This is a genomic window from Streptomyces sp. NPDC006512, assembly GCF_040611935.1.
In the GTDB taxonomy this organism is placed as follows: Bacteria; Actinomycetota; Actinomycetes; order Streptomycetales; family Streptomycetaceae; genus Streptomyces.
Map to the genome: position 1 here is coordinate 12333 of NZ_JBEXPG010000086.1, position 17792 is coordinate 30124.

Consider the following 17792-nt stretch of genomic DNA (forward strand, 5'->3'; position numbering starts at 1 on the left):
AGGCCCCCGCCCGGATTCGTCCGGGCGGGGGCTTCGGCGTTGTAACGAGCCTCACCAAGGGTCACCCGCCAGGAACGCATCGCAGCAGGCCACGACCGCCGTATTGTCTACGGCATCAGGCCCCGCGTGTCCCCCACAGGAGTTGAAGCGCCGATGATCACCCCACCCGTCGTGCACTCGCTGCGCGAGCAGATCCGCGAGCACATCGTGGAGGGGATCGTCAGCGGGCGCTGGAAGCCCGGCGAGCGCATCGTCGAGCGCCGCATCGCCGTCGAGCTGGAGGTCAGCCAGACGCCCGTGCGCGAGGCCCTGCGCGAGCTGGAGACGCTGCGCCTGATCGAGTCGGCGCCGAACAAGGGCGTCCGCGTACGGAACCTGTCCGCGGCGGACCTGGAGGAGATCTACCCGGTCCGGGCCGGCCTGGAGCAGATCGCCGCCGAACTGGCGGCGCCCCGGCTGGCGGCCGACTGCACGGCTCTGGAACCGCACGTGGCGGCCCTGTGGGAGGCCGACCGCACCGAGGACGGCACCGCGCAGGTCCGGCACACCGTGGGCTTCCACCGGGAGATGGTGCGGGCCGCCGGGAACAGCGTGCTGCTGCACACCTGGGAGTCCCTGGGCATCGAGGTGTTCACGGCCCTGTCCATCCGGTGGCTGGGAACGGTCCAGAAGTCCTACGCCGAGGAGCACGAAGCCCTCGTGGCGGCCTTCCGCAGCCAGGATCCGGACATCGGACTGCTCGTGAAGCGGCACGTCCTCGGCTGCGCCCCGCGCGCCTGAGCACCTCCCGCCGAGCCCTGCCGGTGCACTCTGCGGCGCACTGGCCACACCCCGTCTGACCTGCGGTTTCGAGTCGATCTCCAGGGGTCCGCCAGCGCCGTGTCGTGCACTCTCACCACCGGCACGGCGTGCCTCCGGCCCTGGCACCGGGTGCCGACTTTTGTTGTAGTGACATTTATTCGTCACTTTTATTTGATCGATCATCGATCAGCGCTTTACAGTCAACGCGGACCCCACCCGGGTCCGTCGACCCTGTCCTGCCCGTCAGGGTGTTTCTTCACCACCTCCTCTCCTTTGTCCGGAAGGCGGCGCACACCGATGTCCGACCCCGTAGGAAAGCTTCCGAGCGAGCTCGACCAGCTCCCGGACCGCGACACCGAGGAGACCGCCGAATGGGCGGCCTCCCTCGACGCCGTCGCCAAGGCCGCCGGTACGCGCCGCGCCGAATACCTGCTCCGCCGCACGCTCCAGCACGCCGAGGCCGCCGGCCTCGCCCTGCCGAAGCTGCTGGAGACGGACTACGTCAACACCATCCCCACCGCCGCGGAGCCCGAGTTCCCCGGTGACATGGAGATGGAAGCCAAGATCACCGCCTGGAACCGCTGGAACGCGGCCGCCATGGTGACCCGTGGCTCCAAGTACGGCGTCGGCGGCCACATCGCCACCTTCGCCTCCGCCGCGTGGCTGTACGAGACCGGCTTCCAGCACTTCTTCCGCGGGAAGGAGGCCGACGGATCGGGCGACCAGCTCTACATCCAGGGCCACGCCTCCCCCGGCATCTACGCCCGCGCCTTCCTCGACGGCCGGATCTCCGAGCAGCAGCTCGACAACTTCCGCCAGGAGTCCGGCGGCAACGGCCTGCCGTCCTACCCGCACCCGCGGCGCCTGCCGTGGCTGTGGGAGTTCCCGACGGTGTCCATGGGCCTCGGCCCGCTCTCCGCGATCTACCAGGCGCGCTTCAACCGCTACCTGCAGAACCGGAGCATCAAGGACACCGCCAACTCGCACGTCTGGGCCTTCCTGGGCGACGGCGAGATGGACGAGCCCGAGTCGACCGCCGCCCTGGCCCTCGCCTCCCGCGAGCAGCTCGACAACCTGACCTTCGTCATCAACTGCAACCTGCAGCGCCTCGACGGTCCGGTCCGCGCCAACTTCCGCGTGGTCCAGGAGCTGGAAGCCCAGTTCCGCGGCGCCGGCTGGAACGTCATCAAGTCGCTGTGGGGCTCCGCCTGGGACGAGCTGTTCCAGCTCGACACCACGGGCGCCCTGGTGCGCCGCCTGCGCGAGGTACCGGACGCGCAGTTCCAGACGTACGCGACCCGCGACGTGGCCTACATCCGCCAGCACTTCTTCGGCGCCGACGCCGAGCTCGTGCGGCTGGCCGCCGTGCTCTCCGACGCCAAGATCGCGGAGTGCTTCCACAGCTCCCGCGGCGGCCACGAGCCCCGCAAGGTCTACGCCGCGTACAAGGCCGCCCTGGAGCACAAGGGCGCGCCGACGGTCATCCTCGCGCAGACCGTCAAGGGCTACACGCTGGGTGCCGGGTTCGAGTCGAAGAACGCGAACCACCAGATGAAGAAGCTGACGATCGACGAGTTCAAGGACATGCGTGACCTCCTTGGCCTCCCGATCCCGGACAGCGCCTTCGCCGACGGCGTCGTGCCCTACGGCCACCCCGGTGCGAACAGCCCCGAGGTCCGGTACCTGAACGAGCGCCGCGCGGCCCTCGGCGGCCCCGCCCCGGCCCGCAAGGTCAAGCAGGTCGCCCTGCCGGCCCCGGCCGACCGTTCCTTCGCCCCGCTGCTCAAGGGTTCCGGCAAGCAGGAGATGGCCACCACCATGGCCTTCGTCCGCCTCGTCAAGGACCTGATGCGGGACAAGGAGACCGGCAAGCGCTGGGTGCCGATCGTCCCCGACGAGGCCCGCACCTTCGGCATGGAGTCCCTCTTCCCGTCGGCCGGCATCTACTCGCCGCTGGGCCAGACGTACGAGCCGGTCGACCGCGACCAGCTCATGTACTACAAGGAAGCCAAGGACGGCCAGATCCTCAACGAGGGGATCACCGAGGCCGGCGCCATGGCCGACTTCATCGCCGCCTGCACGTCGTACGCGACGCACGGCGAGCCGATGATCCCCTTCTACATCTTCTACTCGATGTTCGGCTGGCAGCGCACCGCCGACCAGATGTGGCAGCTCGCCGACCAGCTCGGCAAGGGCTTCATCGTCGGCGCCACCGCCGGCCGCACCACGCTGACCGGTGAGGGCCTCCAGCACGCGGACGGCCACTCGCACCTGATCGCGTCCACGAACCCGGCGTCGCTGAACTACGACCCGGCGTTCGCGTACGAGATCGCGGTGATCGTCAAGGACGGTCTGCGCCGGATGTACGGCGAGAAGCCGGAAGACGTCTTCTACTACCTGACGGTCTACAACGAGCCGAAGGTGCAGCCCGCGATGCCCGAGGGCGTCGAGGAAGGCATCATCAAGGGCCTGTACCGCTTCAACACGGCGGCGGAACTGGCGGAGGCGGCTCCGGCCGCCGACGCCCCGAAGGTCCAGCTGATGGCCTCCGGCACGGCGATCCACTGGGTGCTGGAGGCGCAGAAGCTCCTCGCCGCCGAGTGGAACGTGTCCGCCGACGTCTGGTCCGCCACCTCCTGGGGCGAGCTGCGGCGCGACGCGCTGGAGTGCGACGAGGCGCTGCTGCGCGGCGAGGTCCGCACCCCGTACGTCACCCGCGCGCTGGAAGGCGCCCAGGGCCCGGTGCTGGCCGTCTCCGACTGGATGCGTCAGGTCCCGGACCAGATCAGCCAGTGGGTGGAGCAGGACTACACGTCGCTGGGTACGGACGGCTTCGGTCTGTCCGACACCCGTGAGGGTGCCCGCCGCCACTTCGGCGTCGACGCCCAGTCGATCGTCGTGGCCGCGCTGGCCCAGCTCGCCCGCCGCGGCGAGGTACCGGCGTCCTCCGTCAAGGAGGCCCGGGAGCGCTACGGCCTCTGAGCCCCCGCGTGTCCGTCCGCGAGGCGGCCCGTCCCTTCGGGGAGGGGCCGCCTCGCGGCGTCGTGGGGCCTCAGCGTCCGGGTTTCCCGCCGGGCCCGGCGGGGCCCGGCGTCGTGGTCGCCGGCGCCGCCCGTTCCGGGGGCACGGTGCCGGGCGGTACCCCCGGCGGGGGCGGAACCGGAGTCCGCACCGCGCCTGCCGGGGCGTCGGGAGACGGGGGCGCGGCCGGGGTGCGCGCGGCCGGGCGCCTGCCGGCGGAGGACCCGGGCCGGGGCTCGCGCCAGGTGGCGTACGGCTCGAAGGCCGCCGCCCGGCCGTCGGTCAGCAGGTCTCCGAGTCCGGCGAGGGCGTCGGCCACCTCCCGGCGGCGGGCCTCCAGCTCGGCGAGGTCCCGGCGGACCGCCTCGGCCTCGGCCCGGGCCGAGGCCAGCTGCTCCGCGGCCCCGGCCTGGAGCAGGTGCGCCGTCCGCCCGGCCTCCCTCAGCAGTTGTTCGGAGTCCTCGGCCGCCGACCGGCGCACCGCTTCCGCCATGGCCCGGGCCTCGTCGATCAGCTCGACCGCCCGCCGGCCCTCGTCGGACCACGCGAAGTGCTGCTTGCCGGCGATGCCCGGGACGCGGCGGAGCGCCGCGAGCACCAGGCGGGCGTCGGCCGGCCGGTGCCCCGCGTCCTTGGTCAGCAGGTTCCGCACCAGGGCGTCGAGTTCCTCGGGCAGGCCGCGCACCTGGGGGGCCAGGGGCGCGGGCTCCTCCGAGATCTGCCGGTGCAGTACGGCGAGCTGGCTGTCGGCGCGGAACGGGGGCGCGCCCGTCAGCCCGTGGTACATCAGGCAGCCCAGCGAGTAGAGGTCGCTGCGCCGGTCGACGTCGCGTTCGCCGCGCGCCTGTTCCGGGGACATGTACTCGGGGGTGCCCACGGGGGTCCCGGTCGCCGTCCGGCCCTCCCGGTACAGGGTCTCGCCGAGGAACTTGGCGATGCCGAAGTCGAGGACCTTGACGACCCCGTCCTCGGCGAGCATCACGTTGGAGGGCTTGATGTCGCGGTGGACCACGCCCCGGGCGTGCGCGGCGGCCAGGGCGGAGGCGATCTGTCCGGCCCAGTCGACCAGCCGGTACCAGGGGACGCGTCCCGATTGACGGAACACCTCGGCCAGGGTCCGGCCGTCGAGGCGTTCCATCACCATGTAGAGGGTGCGCCGGCCCCCGATCTCGGCCTCGCCGCAGTCGTGCACGGTCACGGTGTGCCGGTGCGGGAGGTTCCCGGCCGAGCGCACCTCGGCCATGAACCGGCTTTCTACCTGCCCGGAGTCCATGCCGTGAGCGGCGGGTACGGGAGCGACCAGCTTGGCCGCGACCGGCCGCCCCATCCGTTCGTCCCAGGCGCTCCACACCTCACCCATGCCCCCGTTGCCGAGCCGGCCTTCGAGCCGGTACCGGCCATCGAGCATCTCCCCCCGCATCCGGGCCTCCCCGAATTCGACGTCCGTGGTCCGGTCCGAGTATGGGGCCGGGCGGGGGTCGGACACCGGCCTTTGGCCGTATGAGCGGTGGCGGCGCGGGGGTGGACCCGTGATGCTGGAGCGGTGATGGACGAGACGGAGTTCTGGGAGATCGTCGACCGTACCCGCGAGGCCGCCGAGGGCGACCCCGAGGAGCACGCCGAGCTGCTCGTCGAGCGGCTGGCACAGCTCGATCCGGACTCCGTCCTGGACTTCGCCCGGCACTTCGAGTCGCGCTACAACCGGGCGTACACCTGGGACCTGTGGGGTGCCGCGTGGGTCCTGCTGGACGGGGCGAGCGACGACGCCTTCGACTACTTCCGGTGCTGGCTGATCGGCCAGGGCCGGGAGGTCTTCGAGGGCGGGGTCCACGACCCCGACCAGCTGGCGGAGCTGCTGGGCGAGTTCGACGAGGAGATCGACGGGGACGGGGAGGAGCTGGGGTACGCCGCCGACGAGGCGTACGAGCAGCTGACCGGCGCGGTGGCCCCGGATCTGGGCGTTCCGCTCCAGCCGGAGGAGCCGGAGGGCACCCCGCTGGACTTCGAGGACGAAGCCGTGCTCGCGGAGCGCTTCCCCCGGCTCTGGGGCCGCTTCCGGGACTGAGGCCGCGGGCGGCGGTCTCAGTAGTGCGTGCCGCCGTCGATGCGGATCTCGGTGCCGGTGATGAAGGCGCCGTCCTCGGAGCCGAGCATGGCGACGACGCCGGCCACGGTCTGCGGGCCGGCGAAGCCCTGGCCGAGGGCCGGGGCGAGCTTGGTGAACAGGCTCCAGTCGGTGTCCTCGGGCAGGCCCGGGCCGGTGCCGGTGGTCATGCCGCTCTCGATCGAGCCCGGGGCCACCGAGACGAAGCGCAGGCCCTGCTTGCTGTACTCGGCTGCCAGGGCGTGGGTCATGGACTGGATGCCGCCCTTGCTGGCCGCGTAGGCGGACATGTAGGGGTGGGCGAAGGACGCCGACGTGGAGCTGAAGTTCACGACGACGGGCTGGTCTCCCGCGAGCAGCGCCGGGAGCGACTCACGGATCATGAGGAAGGTGCCGGTCAGGTTGACCCCGATGACCTTGTTCCACAGGTCGAGGGTGGTCTGGTGGGTGTGCGCGGAGCGCAGGATGCCGGCCGCGTTGACCAGGACGTCGACTCCGGTGAGGGCGTCGACGGCGGCGGCCACGCCCCCCTTGACCGCGGCCTCGTCGGATATGTCCAGGACGGCGGTGCTGAGCCGGGCGGCGTGGCCGTCGGCGGCGGCCCGCTCGGCGGTGGCCTTGAGGCCGGCTCCGTCGACGTCCACGGTGTGGACGCGGCCGCCTTCGGCGAGGATGCGGTGGACGGTGGCCTGGCCGATGCCGGACCCGCCGCCGGTGATGAGGACGCGACGTCCTTCGTAACGGTTCATGGGGCGAAGCGTACCGAGCTGATGGCACGTTTTGCCAGACTGTCAAAGCATGCAATCACCGGCATGCCGGACGGTACGCTTCACCTGTGAGATCTCCTCGTCCGTACTCCCCCCAGACCGGCCCCGGAACCCAGTCGCTGACCGAGCGCCGCAAGGCCGCCACCCAGCTCGACATCGCCCGCGCGGCCTGCGAACTGTTCGCCGAACACGGCCCCGACGGCACGACCGCCGAGGACATCGCCCTCCGCGCGGGTGTGGCGCTGCGCACGTTCTACCGCTACTTCCGCAACAAGCAGGAGGCCGTGGCGCCCCTGCTCGCCGGGGGCGGCGACGCCTGGCGGGCGCTGCTCGCGGAGGAGGACCCGGGAACCCCGCTGGGCGACGCCCTCGCGCGGGCCATAACCCGCTCGCTGAGCGACTCCCAGGCCGTCGAGGAGGGGCTGGAGGTCACCCGCGGGCTGCTGCGCGCCGCCGCGCGGGACGAGGCCCTGCGGGCCGTCTGGTACCGGGTGAACCAGGATTCCGAGGAGCGCCTGGTTCCCGTGATCGCCCGCCTCGCCGGACCGGAGGCGGAGCCCCTCCCCGTACGCCTGCTGGCAGCGGCCGCCACGGACGCGATCCGCATCTCGCTGGAGCTCTGGTCGACCACCGACGCTCCCGTGTCGGGTCCCGGCTCCCCCGCCGAAATGGCGGTCCGCTGCCTGCACGACCTCACCGGCGCGATGCCGCTGCTGCGGCGCCCGGCGGGCTAGTGCCGTGACCGGAGCCAGGCGGCCCCGGCGTTGCGGCTAGTCGTTGTAGCGGTAGCCGTCCCAGCCGTCGTTGTAGCCGCCGTAGCGGTCGCCGTCGTAGTACCGGCCTGAGTCGTAGCCGCGCCAGTCCGAGTCGTACCGGTCGTAGCCGCGCCAGTTCGAGTCGTAGTAGTTCGAGTTGTAGTAGTTGTCGCGCCAGTTAGGGTCGTACCAGCCACCGACGCCCTGCGCGCACCAGCGGTTGTTCCAGTCGCGGTCGCAGCAGTCGTCGTAGCGCGAGTCGCACCAGCCTCCCCCGCCTCCGCCCCCGCCTCCTCCGCCGGTGACCGCGGCCGAGGCGCTTGCGGCCGGCAGGAGGCCCAGGCTGAGGCCCGCAGCTCCGGCGATGACTGTGGCGATGATCCTGCGGCGCATCTTCATGCACCTCCGAACGTGTCTCGCTTATCCGGCTTTCAGGTCATTCCCACCGTCACCCGGCCCGGGCGGCCTGTCAAAGCGGAAAGGCCCCCCGCCGCACTCCACGGAGTGCGGCGGGGGGCCTCCCATCAGGCATGACTCTCGTCCGAGCCGGTCGGCTTAGAGGTCGAAGTACAGCTCGAACTCGTGCGGGTGCGGACGCTGCGCGATCGGGGCGATCTCGTGCGTGCGCTTGTAGTCGATCCAGGTCTCGATCAGGTCCGGGGTGAAGACACCGCCGGCGAGGAGGTACTCGTGGTCCGCCTCCAGGGCCTTGAGGACGTCCTCCAGGCTGGTCGGGACCTGCGGGACGCTCGCGTGCTCGTCGGGCGAGAGCTCGTAGAGGTCCTTGTCGATCGGCTCCATCGGCTCGATCTTGTTCTTGACGCCGTCGAGGCCCGCGAGCAGCAGCGCCGCGAAGGCGAGGTACGGGTTGGACGACGGGTCCGGGGCGCGGAACTCGACGCGCTTGGCCTTCGGGTTCGAGCCCGTGATCGGGATGCGCATCGCGGCGGAGCGGTTGCGCTGCGAGTACACCATGTTGACCGGCGCCTCGAAGCCCGGGACCAGGCGGTGGTACGAGTTCACCGTCGGGTTGGTGAAGGCGAGCAGCGACGGGGCGTGCTTGAGGATGCCGCCGATGTAGTAGCGGGCGGTGTCCGACAGGCCCGCGTAGCCGGCCTCGTCGTAGAACAGCGGGTCGCCGTTCGCCCACAGCGACTGGTGCACGTGCATGCCCGAGCCGTTGTCACCGAAGATCGGCTTCGGCATGAAGGTCGCGGTCTTGCCGTTGCGCCAGGCGACGTTCTTCACGATGTACTTGAAGAGCATCAGGTCGTCGGCCGCGGCGAGCAGCGTGTTGAACTTGTAGTTGATCTCGGCCTGGCCGCCGGTGCCGACCTCGTGGTGCTGGCGCTCGACCTGGAGGCCCTGGGCGTCCAGTTCGAGGGAGATCTCGGCGCGCAGGTCGGCGAAGTGGTCGACCGGGGCTACGGGGAAGTAACCACCCTTGTAGCGGACCTTGTAACCACGGTTGTTCTCCTCGGAGCCGGTGTTCCAGGCGCCGGCCTCGGAGTCGATGTGGTAGAAGCCCTCGTTCGCGGAGGTCGCGAAGCGCACGCTGTCGAACACGTAGAACTCGGCCTCGGGGCCGAAGTACGCGGTGTCGGCGATGCCGGTGGAGGCGAGGTACGCCTCGGCCTTCTTCGCGATGTTGCGCGGGTCGCGGCTGTAGGCCTCGCCCGTGATCGGGTCGTGGATGAAGAAGTTGATGTTGAGCGTCTTGTCCTTGCGGAACGGGTCCAGACGCGCGGTGGTGATGTCGGCACGCAGCGCCATGTCGGACTCGTGGATCGCCTGGAAACCACGGATGGAGGATCCGTCGAAGGCGAGCTCCTCCGCCGGGTCGAACGCCCGCGCCGGGATGGTGAAGTGCTGCATCACACCAGGCAGGTCGCAGAAGCGGACGTCAACGAACTTGACGTCGTTCTCCTCGATGTACTGCTTCACTTCGTCGGCGTTCTGGAACATCCAACTCCTCCTACTCCCGGCCCCGGGGCAGGGGCGGGTTTTATAGCTCGTGGTGCGTCAGTGCGGTGCCGCACGCTGACCCGACCATAAGCAGACGGGATTTCCCAAGCATGACCCATTTGTTTCGCACAAGTTAACCAGGGTCCCGTCGGAGGACGATGGAGCACCACCGGTACCGTGGTCGAGTGGACAACAGGCAAGCAATCGGATCCTGGCTCTCCGGCCCCCGTGCGGCCGCCGAGGACATGGGCGTCGACTTCGGCTATCCGGGCCAGCAGCTCGGCCTGCCCCAGTCGGGGCCCGGCTCCGTGGCCCGCTTCGGGCGCCGGATCGGCTCGGTCGTCATCGACTGGGTGGGCTGCCAGCTCATCGCGTACGGGCTCATCACCGGGGGCGACCTGGCCGGTACGGGCAACTGGACGCTGGGGCTCTTCGTCGCCCTGACGATCCTGACCGTGGGCACGGTGGGCTTCACCCCCGGCAAGCGGATGCTCGGCCTCCGGGTCGTCGGGCAGGACGGCAACCGTCTCGGCATCGTCCGCGTGGTCGTGCGCACGCTGCTCCTGGCCCTGGTCATCCCGGCTCTGATCTGGGACCGCGACGGACGCGGACTGCACGACCGGCTCGCCGGCGCGGTCCAGGTCCGCATCTGACGGTCCCCGCGGAACGGCGCGAAACGTACGGCACCACGACACAGGGGCGCCCCCGAGCCTGACGGCTTCGGGGGCGCCCCTGTGTCGTATACGAAAAGCGGTTCAGCGCATCAGCGCATCTTCCCGCCGCGCGGCATCCGCATGCCCTTCGGCATGGGGCCCTTCGGGACCGGCATGTTGCTCATGAGGTCGCCCATGGCCCGGAGCTTGTCGTTGACCTGGGTGATCTGCGGGCCGGACAGGACGCGCGGCAGCTTCAGCAGCGTCGTGCGGACCTTCTTGAGCGGCACCTCGCCCTCGCCGGTGCCCACGATGAAGTCGTGGACCGGGACGTCCGGCATGATCCGGGCCAGCTTCTTCTTCTCGGCCGCGAGCAGGGTCTTGACCCGGTTCGGGTTGCCCTCCGCGATCAGGACGACGCCCGCCTTGCCGACGGCCCGGTGGACGATGTCCTGGTTCCGGTTCATCGCGACGGCCGGGGTGGTGCTCCAGCCCCGTCCCACGTTGTCCAGTACGGCCGCGGCCGCGCCCGGCTGTCCTTCCATCTGCCCGAAGGCAGCCCGCTCGGCCCGTCGCCCGAAGACGATCGCCATCGCGAGGAACGCCACCAGGAAGCCCAGGATGCCCAGGTAGACCGGGTGGCCGATCAGGAAGCCGATCGCAAGAAAGACACCGAAGGTGACGATTCCCACGCCCGCGACGATCAGACCGACCTTCGGGTCGGCCTTGCGCGTCATCTTGTACGTGAGGGCGATCTGCTTCAGTCGCCCGGGGTTCGCAGCAGTCTCTGCGTTTGACTTCCTCGCCATAAGGCGAAGTTTACGTGGCCCGCGGGGTCCGGGTCGCCGCGGCCTCGAGTACGTGCTCGGTTTCGACCCGGTCCTTGGCCCGGCGGCGGTCCTCCAGGACGGCCGTCCAGGCGTTGCGGCGGGCGCCGCTCATGAGGAGCGATTCGATGCCGCGGAAGGCCTCGGCAACGGACGGGATGGCGATGGCGCGAACGGGCGCGGCCTGCATGATGTCGGTCCCTCTCTCGGAGCTCGCATCGATGGCGTGTGCGGTGCGTGGACCCAGCGTCACTGACTGGTGTTACCAGGGCATGACCGGCCGGTCAAACGTGATGAAATATTGACGCGGCCCCCAGGCTCTCCCACTGAAGAGCCTAGGGGCCGCGTCGACGCGGTGTTACTAACTAGTAAGCATTTGTGAACGACTTCACATCGCCGCGGTCACACCGCCGCGCGCTTCTCCATCGCCTGCGTGTAGAGACGGCCGGCCCGGTAGGACGAGCGGACCAGCGGGCCGGACATGACGCCGGAGAAGCCGATCTCCTCGGCCTCCTTCGCCAGCTCGACGAACTCCGCCGGCTTCACCCAGCGCTCGACCGGGTGGTGCCGCGGCGAGGGCCGCAGGTACTGGGTGATGGTGATGAGCTCGCAGCCGGCCGCGTGCAGGTCGCGCAGCGCCTCGCTGACCTCCTCGCGCTCCTCGCCCATGCCGAGGATCAGGTTCGACTTGGTCACCAGGCCGTAGGCGCGCGCCTGGGTGATCACGTCGAGGGAACGCTCGTAGCGGAAGCCGGGGCGGATCCGCTTGAAGATGCGGGGCACGGTCTCGACGTTGTGCGCGAAGACCTCGGGGCGGGAGGCGAAGACCTCCTCCAGCAGCTCCGGGACCGCGTTGAAGTCGGGGGCTAGCAGCTCGACCTTGGTGTGGCCGCTCTCGCGGCCCGCCGTCTGCTGGTGGATCTGGCGCACGGTCTCCGCGTACAGCCACGCGCCGCCGTCGGGCAGGTCGTCGCGGGCGACACCGGTGATGGTGGCGTAGTTCAGGTCCATGGTGACCACGGACTCGCCCACGCGGCGCGGCTCGTCCCGGTCGAGGGCCTCGGGCTTGCCCGTGTCGATCTGGCAGAAGTCACAGCGCCGGGTGCACTGGTCGCCACCGATGAGGAAGGTGGCCTCGCGGTCCTCCCAGCACTCGTAGATGTTCGGACAGCCGGCTTCCTGGCACACCGTGTGCAGTCCTTCGCCCTTCACCAGGGCCTGCATCTTGGTGTACTCGGGGCCCATCTTCGCCCGGGTCTTGATCCACTCGGGCTTGCGCTCGATGGGGGTCTGGGCGTTACGGACCTCGAGGCGCAGCATCTTGCGTCCGTCGGGTGCGACTGCGGACACGACCGGCTCCCTGTGACTTCGATTCTTCGGCGCCCACCAGGGTACGCCCGTAATTTCGTACGCTCTTACGTCGGCCAACCTGGGGGCGGCCGGACGCATTCCCCGGGGGTCAGCCCACGGCGGGCTCGATCTCGCGCGGCCGGAGCTCGGCCTGCTCCAACACGTCCTTCAGGTGGCGCTCCACGGCGGGCAGCACCTCCGCGATGGTGATCTCGCGGCCCAGTTCGTACGAGAGCGAGGTCACACCGGCGTCCCGGATGCCGCAGGGGATGATCCGGTCGAACCAGGTGCTGTCGGGGTTCACGTTCAGGGAGAAGCCGTGCATCGTGACGCCCTTGGCGACGCGGATGCCGATGGCGGCGAGCTTGCGGTCCTCGCGGCGCTGGCCGGCGTTGGAGGGGGCGTACTCGGGGCCGTTCAGCCGGGCGTCGAACTCCTCGTCGTGCAGACGGGGGTCGAACTCCAGGGAGAGCCCGCCGATCTTCGGGCGCTCCTCGACGGGGTCGCCGAGCACCCATACCCCGGAGCGGCCCTCGATCCGGGTGGTCTCCAGGCCGAACTCGGCGGCGGTGCGGATCAGGGCGTCCTCCAGGCGGCGGACGTGGGCGACCACGTCCACCGGGCGGGGCAGCTTCATGATCGGGTAGCCGACCAGCTGGCCCGGGCCGTGCCAGGTGATCTTGCCGCCGCGGTCCACGTCGATGACGGGCGTCCCGTCGAGGGGACGCTCGCTCGGGTCGGTGCGCCGGCCGGCCGTGTACACCGGCTGGTGCTCCACCAGCAGGCAGGTGTCCCCGATCTCGTCCGCGAACCGCGCGGCGTGGACGCGCCGCTGCTCGTCCCAGGCCTCGGTGTACTCGACCGCTTCCGGCCCGAAGCCCATATGGACAAACCGAAGCTCAGTCACCGCAGCGCCTCCTCGTTGAACCTGCCGTGTGCACGTATCCGCACCCAGCCAAGAGTACGGCGGCCCCGGCGCGGCCCCTCAGGGCCCCTCAGGCACCCGGTCCGGCACCCGGTCCGAGCAGCGTCCGCGCCTCCGGCGGCGGGCCCGGCAGCTGCCTGGGACGCCTGCGCCCCCGGGGCGGGCGGTCCGGGTCCTCGTCCGCCCTCGGCAGCCGGCGATGGCCCTCGGAATGGTCGTTGACCCAGCCGCAGACCCCGCACGCGTAGCGCCCGTCCAGTCCCGCGATGTACGTGCCGCACCGACGGCACTCGGCCTCGGTGAGCTCGGGAGCAGGCAGCGGAGCCGTGGTTTCCGCGTACGCGTCGGAGTGGTGCGCCCCCTGGGGCCGGCGGGTCATGGGCCGCAGCGTACGCGGAGGTGACGGGCCGGTCCGTAAAGAGCCCTACCCATTCTGCACACGATCGGATGAATGTGGGGCAGAGAGGGCGGTACGGGCGGAGTTCGCCGCTACATTCACGCCGTTCACAGGGCCGGGACTCCGGTCCGTCACGTCAGGAAACCGTGGAGCCGATGACGGAACGACCTGCCCAGCGCGTCCCCAACCGGCAGCTCGCGGCGCTGATCGCGGAAGCCGGGTTCTCCAACGCCGGGCTCGCCCGCCGCGTCGACCAGCTCGGCCTGGAGCACGGTCTGGACCTGCGGTACGACAAAACCTCCGTGACCCGGTGGCTGCGCGGCCAGCAGCCCCGCGGCACCACCCCGGCGCTCATCGCGGAGGTCTTCACCCGGCGCCTCGGCCGGCGGCTGTCGGCGCAGGACCTCGGCCTCGACGCCTGCGCCCCCGTCTACGCCGGGCTGGAGTTCGCGGCCACCCCCGAAGAGGCCGTGGACATCGCGAGCGGGCTGTGGCGCAAGGACTCCGGATCGCACGCCGAGCTGCGCAAGATCGCCTTCACCCCGGCCGGGCTCGTGGTGCCCAGCCGGGACTGGCTCATCGGCCGGGCCGACGAACGCGTCGGACGCGGCGCGGACGCCACCGCCTCCCGGGTCCCCGCACAGGGCCGCGCCTCCGTACCCCGGCAACGGCAGATCGACCGCGGCCCCGGACAGCGGGTCACCGGCGGCGACATCGCCGCCCTGCGCTCGGTCAGCGAACTGTTCCGCACCCTCGACCACGCCTACGGCGGCGGCCACGCCCGGCAGGCCCTCGTGCGCTACCTGGAGCACGAGGCCGAACCGATGCTCCGCGGCACCTACGGCGAGACCACCGGACGACGGCTGTTCTCCGCCGCCGCCGACCTGACCCGGCTCGCCGGCTGGACCTCGTACGACATCGCCGCCCACGGGCTCGCCCAGCGGTACTTCGTCCAGGCGCTGCGCCTCGCGCAAGCCGCCGGGGACCGGCCGTACGGGTCCTACGTGCTGGTCACCATGAGCCGGCAGGCGGTCTACCTCGGACACGGCCGGGAAGCGGTGCAGCTGGCCCGGGTCGCCCAGCAGGGCGTCGGCTCGGGCCCGCCGCCCGTGGTGCAGGCCCTGCTGCACGCCGCCGAGGCGCGGGGCCACGCGGTGCTCGGCGAGGTCCGGGCCGCGACCGCCTCACTGGTACGGGCCGAACGGGCACTGGGCGCCGCCCGGCCCGGGGACGACGTACCCCCGTGGGCCCGCTTCTTCGACGAGGCGCAGCTCGCCGACGAGTTCGGCCACTGCCACCGGGACCTCCAGCAGTACCGGGCCTGCGCCCAGCACGCGGAACGCTCCCTCCAGCTGCGCTCCCCCGGCTACGCGCGCTCCCGGCTGTTCTGCCGGGTGGTGCTGGCCACGGCCCGGCTGGGACTGGGCGAACTGGACCAGGCGTGCGCGCTGGGCGCGGAGGCCGCGCAGCAGGCGATGGAGATGCGGTCGGTCCGCGCGGTGGAGTACGTACGGGACTTCGAGCGCCGGCTGGAGCCCTACCGCGACGCCTCGGCGGTGCGCACCTACCGGGACCGGGTGGCCGCGCTGTCGTAGTCCCGCCGCGGGGGCCGGCCGGGGTACGACGGGGCCCGGCCCCCGTGCGCGGGCCGGGCCCCGGTGCGGGTGGTTCTCAGGCCGCCGCCGGAAGGGCGGGCTCCGGGGCGGCCGGGAGCGGGATGCCGAAGTCGCGCAGCAGGGCGGTGGCGGCCCGGCGGGCGGAGTGCAGGGCGCCCTGCACGGTGTTGGAGTCCCGGTGGTCCCCGCAGACGTAGAGCCCCGCCAGGACCCGTACCGGGCGCCGCAGGTCGTACGGCGGGGGCATCGCCGGCACGGCCTCCGGCGTGTGGTGGACGGCCAGCAGGTCCCAGTCCCGGGTCGAGGTCTCGTAGAGCCGGGCCAGGCGCGAGGCGACCGTCCGAGGGGGCGGCGGCGGGCCGTGCACGGTCGTGGTGACCAGACTCCGTCCCCCCGGCGCCCGGGTCGGGTCGACCGCGCTCATCACGGTGGTGTGCGCGAGCGGCCACTTCGGGTCCGCGTCCAGCAGCAGCGACCCGTCCCAGGGCAGCGGCGCCGGGGTGGCGTGGTGGATGACGGTCACCTCGTGGAAGCGCGGCACCCGCAGCCCCGGCAGCAGTTCGGCGGCCGCCCTGGCGCCCGTCGCGAGGACCGCGGAGCGGCAGCGGAAGTCACCGTGCTCCTCCGTGGTGACCAGGCTGGTCGACACCGACCGCACCCGGACCCCGGTGCGCACGGTGCCCGGCGGCAGGGCCTCGGCGAGCAGCCGGGGCAGGACCGCCGCGCCGCCCTCGGGCACGGCGAGCCGGCCCCGGACGAAGGTGCGCAGGGCCAGGTCGGCGACCCGGCTGGAGGTGGTGAGCTCCGGGTCGCGGAGCAGGGTGGCGAGCAGGGGCCGCAGGACCCCGTTCACGGTGCGCGGTGGCAGGCCGCGGGAGCGCAGCGCGGCGAGCGCGGAGCGTTCCGGCCGGGCCAGGACCCGTTCCTCGGGCAGGGCGGCGAGCCGGCCGAGGGCCGCGCTGAGCCGCGCCTGGTCGAGGGAACCGCTGGCCAGCGCGCGGGCGGGGGTGAGCGCCCCGGCCCGCTGCTGCCTGCCGTCGACGCCGTGCACGAGGACCCCGGGGGCGAAGGGCCGCAGGACCAGGCCCTCCAGACCGGGGGTGCGGGCCGGCTCGGTGTACGAGGTGTTGAGGAGCTGCCCGATCCGGTCGAGCCGGAACCCGTCGCCGGATTCCGTGGCCATGCGGCCTCCGGGGTCGTCGGCGGTCTCCAGGACGGTGACCGTGACCCCCGCCGCGATCAGGTGGTGTGCGGCCGCGAGTCCTGAGACCCCGGCTCCTACGATGACGACGTCCGCATGGTGTGCGGCCTGGTGTGCGCTGCTGAGCACGTGCCCCTCCCCGAGGTCGGCGCGGCTGTGTGGGGACCTCCTTCCCCCAACGGGCTCCAGGAGAACCCGAGTCCGGTGGGGTATTGCGCACAACTCCGGTCGCATGACGGTCGCATACGGGTCACGAACGGTCGCACATGGGCGCGGGGTGCGCCGGGGGTGTCCTGCCGGGCCGGCGGGAACCGGACGTGTTCTTACGGCAGCGCCGCCCTGATCGACTCCTCGATGCCGGGGTGGCGGAAGACGAAGCCCGACTCCAGCAGGCGGGCGGGGCGCACCCGCTGACTGCCCAGCACGTCCTCGGAGAACTCGCCGAGCGCGATCCGCAGGGCCGGGGCCGGGACCGCGAACAGGGCCGGACGGCGCAGCACGCGGCCCATGGCGGCGGTGATCTCACGGTTGGTCAGCGGTTCCGGCGCGGTCAGGTTCACGGGGCCGGACAGGCCCGGCGTGTCGATGAGGTGCCGCAGGGCGGCGATCTCGTCGTGCATCGAGATGTACGACCAGTACTGGCGGCCGTTGCCGAGCCGGCCGCCGATCCCGGCCCGGAACACGGGGAACAGCTTCCCCCAGGCCCCGCCCTCGGCCGCGACCACCAGGCCGGTGCGGGCGAACACGGTACGCACCCCGGCGTCCCGGGCGGGGGCGGCGGCCGCCTCCCACTCCACGCAGACGGACGGGAGGAACCCCTCCCCCGCGGGCGCGCCCTCGTCGACGGGCCGGTCGCCCGTGTCGCCGTAGTACCCGATGGCGGAGCCGCTGACGAGGACCGGCGGCGGGTCGTCGAGGGCGGCGACGGCCCGGGCGATGGCGGCGGTCCCGAGGACCCGGCTGTCGCGGATCTCCCTCTTGTACGCCGCCGTCCAGCGGTGGTCGCCCACGCCGGCCCCCGCCAGGTGCACGACGGCCCCGCAGCCGGCGAGCGCGGCGGGGTCGACGTGACCGCTGCGCGGATCCCACCGCGCCTCCTCCGGCCCGGACGGTGCCCGGCGCACGAAGCGGACCACGTCGTGGCCGTCGGCGCGGAGGGAGTGGACGAGGGCCTGCCCGATGAGTCCGGAGGATCCGGTGATGGCGATGCGCATGCCCCCCAGTCTGTGGGATGCCGGGGGCGGAGAGGGGCTGGGCGGTGCCCGGGGCGGGGAGGGGCTGGGTGTGCGCCTGGTGGGGGCTGCGGGTGGGGCCGGGGCCGGGGTGGGGTGTCGTCCGGGACGGGCATGATTTATGGCGCCTGGTCCGGGCCCCAGGTTGCGGTGGGACAGGGCGCCCACAAATAACCAT

At 71.9% G+C, this 17792-nt stretch carries 17 protein-coding genes; 6 read left to right on the forward strand and 11 right to left on the reverse strand.

Going from position 1 to position 17792, the window contains the following annotated elements; genetic code table 11:
• Positions 1-156: 156 nt before the first annotated feature.
• Together ABZZ17_RS37005 and aceE are read left to right on the forward strand one after the other, a co-directional pair.
• Positions 157-780 carry a GntR family transcriptional regulator gene (locus ABZZ17_RS37005; RefSeq protein WP_356883254.1) on the forward strand — a complete coding sequence of 208 codons (624 nt, stop codon included), beginning with the start codon at positions 157-159 and terminating at the stop codon, positions 778-780.
• A 318-nt stretch (positions 781-1098) separates the two neighbouring features.
• Positions 1099-3783: a pyruvate dehydrogenase (acetyl-transferring), homodimeric type gene (gene aceE, locus ABZZ17_RS37010; protein ID WP_356883224.1), complete on the forward strand. Its 2685-nt coding sequence runs from the start codon at positions 1099-1101 to the stop codon at positions 3781-3783.
• A gap of 70 nt (positions 3784-3853) precedes the next feature.
• On the opposite strand, the gene ABZZ17_RS37015 is transcribed toward aceE, so the two are convergent.
• The gene (locus ABZZ17_RS37015; protein ID WP_356883226.1) at positions 3854-5242 is read right to left on the reverse strand and encodes a protein kinase; all 1389 of its coding nucleotides are present in this window, start codon (positions 5240-5242) and stop codon (positions 3854-3856) included.
• 126 nt (positions 5243-5368) lie between these two features.
• On the opposite strand from ABZZ17_RS37015, the gene ABZZ17_RS37020 reads away from it, so the two are divergent.
• Positions 5369-5887: a DUF4240 domain-containing protein gene (locus tag ABZZ17_RS37020; protein WP_356883228.1), complete on the forward strand. Its 519-nt coding sequence runs from the start codon at positions 5369-5371 to the stop codon at positions 5885-5887.
• A gap of 17 nt (positions 5888-5904) precedes the next feature.
• Here ABZZ17_RS37020 and ABZZ17_RS37025 read toward each other — a convergent pair whose 3' ends face one another.
• Positions 5905-6675 (reverse strand): SDR family oxidoreductase, encoded by a 771-nt coding sequence (locus tag ABZZ17_RS37025; RefSeq protein WP_356883230.1) that lies wholly within the window; start codon positions 6673-6675, stop codon positions 5905-5907.
• Positions 6676-6761: 86 nt separating this feature from the next.
• On the opposite strand from ABZZ17_RS37025, the gene ABZZ17_RS37030 reads away from it, so the two are divergent.
• On the forward strand, positions 6762-7427 hold the full coding sequence (locus tag ABZZ17_RS37030; protein WP_356883232.1) for a TetR family transcriptional regulator: 666 nt from the start codon (positions 6762-6764) through the stop codon (positions 7425-7427).
• A 36-nt stretch (positions 7428-7463) separates the two neighbouring features.
• Here the strand turns inward: ABZZ17_RS37030 and ABZZ17_RS37035 are convergent, their stop codons facing one another.
• A complete protein-coding gene (locus ABZZ17_RS37035) occupies positions 7464-7841 on the reverse strand; it encodes a hypothetical protein (RefSeq protein WP_356883234.1) in 378 nt (125 codons plus the stop codon).
• 162 nt (positions 7842-8003) lie between these two features.
• Positions 8004-9413, reverse strand: coding sequence for a type I glutamate--ammonia ligase (glnA, locus tag ABZZ17_RS37040; RefSeq protein ID WP_356883236.1), 1410 nt, complete (start codon positions 9411-9413; stop codon positions 8004-8006).
• Between the two features lie 185 nt (positions 9414-9598).
• Here glnA and ABZZ17_RS37045 point away from each other — a divergent pair, with 185 nt between their 5' ends.
• Positions 9599-10066 (forward strand): RDD family protein, encoded by a 468-nt coding sequence (locus tag ABZZ17_RS37045; RefSeq protein WP_356883238.1) that lies wholly within the window; start codon positions 9599-9601, stop codon positions 10064-10066.
• A 110-nt stretch (positions 10067-10176) separates the two neighbouring features.
• On the opposite strand, the gene ABZZ17_RS37050 is transcribed toward ABZZ17_RS37045, so the two are convergent.
• The 5 genes from ABZZ17_RS37050 to ABZZ17_RS37070 form a co-directional block, all read right to left on the reverse strand.
• On the reverse strand, positions 10177-10875 hold the full coding sequence (locus ABZZ17_RS37050; RefSeq protein WP_356883240.1) for a DUF4191 domain-containing protein: 699 nt from the start codon (positions 10873-10875) through the stop codon (positions 10177-10179).
• 10 nt (positions 10876-10885) lie between these two features.
• Positions 10886-11083, reverse strand: a complete 198-nt coding sequence (locus ABZZ17_RS37055; RefSeq protein ID WP_281210004.1) for a hypothetical protein — start codon at positions 11081-11083, stop codon at positions 10886-10888.
• A 212-nt stretch (positions 11084-11295) separates the two neighbouring features.
• A complete protein-coding gene (gene lipA / locus ABZZ17_RS37060) occupies positions 11296-12243 on the reverse strand; it encodes a lipoyl synthase (protein ID WP_356883242.1) in 948 nt (315 codons plus the stop codon).
• Between the two features lie 109 nt (positions 12244-12352).
• Positions 12353-13150 carry a lipoyl(octanoyl) transferase LipB gene (lipB, locus tag ABZZ17_RS37065; protein ID WP_356883244.1) on the reverse strand — a complete coding sequence of 266 codons (798 nt, stop codon included), beginning with the start codon at positions 13148-13150 and terminating at the stop codon, positions 12353-12355.
• Between the two features lie 88 nt (positions 13151-13238).
• Positions 13239-13547: a hypothetical protein gene (locus tag ABZZ17_RS37070; protein WP_356883246.1), complete on the reverse strand. Its 309-nt coding sequence runs from the start codon at positions 13545-13547 to the stop codon at positions 13239-13241.
• A 173-nt stretch (positions 13548-13720) separates the two neighbouring features.
• Between ABZZ17_RS37070 and ABZZ17_RS37075 the strand changes: the two genes are divergently transcribed.
• The gene (locus tag ABZZ17_RS37075; protein WP_356883248.1) at positions 13721-15160 is read left to right on the forward strand and encodes a regulator; all 1440 of its coding nucleotides are present in this window, start codon (positions 13721-13723) and stop codon (positions 15158-15160) included.
• A 76-nt stretch (positions 15161-15236) separates the two neighbouring features.
• On the opposite strand, the gene ABZZ17_RS37080 is transcribed toward ABZZ17_RS37075, so the two are convergent.
• Complete coding sequence (locus ABZZ17_RS37080; protein ID WP_356883250.1) at positions 15237-16511, reverse strand: NAD(P)/FAD-dependent oxidoreductase; 1275 nt, start codon at positions 16509-16511, stop codon at positions 15237-15239.
• A 194-nt stretch (positions 16512-16705) separates the two neighbouring features.
• The gene (locus ABZZ17_RS37085) at positions 16706-17605 is read right to left on the reverse strand and encodes a TIGR01777 family oxidoreductase (protein WP_356883256.1); all 900 of its coding nucleotides are present in this window, start codon (positions 17603-17605) and stop codon (positions 16706-16708) included.
• Positions 17606-17792: the final 187 nt, after the last annotated feature.

Excerpts from the sequence above, each read along its gene's own strand:
- aceE (WP_356883224.1), top strand. The coding sequence starts at position 1,099 with ATGTCCGACCCCGTAGGAAAGCTTCCGAGCGAGCTCGACCAGCTCCCG.
- ABZZ17_RS37015 (WP_356883226.1), bottom strand. The coding sequence starts at position 5,242 with ATGCGGGGGGAGATGCTCGATGGCCGGTACCGGCTCGAAGGCCGGCTC.
- ABZZ17_RS37020 (WP_356883228.1), top strand. The coding sequence starts at position 5,369 with ATGGACGAGACGGAGTTCTGGGAGATCGTCGACCGTACCCGCGAGGCC.
- ABZZ17_RS37025 (WP_356883230.1), bottom strand. The coding sequence starts at position 6,675 with ATGAACCGTTACGAAGGACGTCGCGTCCTCATCACCGGCGGCGGGTCC.
- ABZZ17_RS37035 (WP_356883234.1), bottom strand. The coding sequence starts at position 7,841 with ATGCGCCGCAGGATCATCGCCACAGTCATCGCCGGAGCTGCGGGCCTC.
- glnA (WP_356883236.1), bottom strand. The coding sequence starts at position 9,413 with ATGTTCCAGAACGCCGACGAAGTGAAGCAGTACATCGAGGAGAACGAC.
- ABZZ17_RS37050 (WP_356883240.1), bottom strand. The coding sequence starts at position 10,875 with ATGGCGAGGAAGTCAAACGCAGAGACTGCTGCGAACCCCGGGCGACTG.
- ABZZ17_RS37055 (WP_281210004.1), bottom strand. The coding sequence starts at position 11,083 with ATGCAGGCCGCGCCCGTTCGCGCCATCGCCATCCCGTCCGTTGCCGAG.
- ABZZ17_RS37070 (WP_356883246.1), bottom strand. The coding sequence starts at position 13,547 with ATGACCCGCCGGCCCCAGGGGGCGCACCACTCCGACGCGTACGCGGAA.
- ABZZ17_RS37075 (WP_356883248.1), top strand. The coding sequence starts at position 13,721 with ATGACGGAACGACCTGCCCAGCGCGTCCCCAACCGGCAGCTCGCGGCG.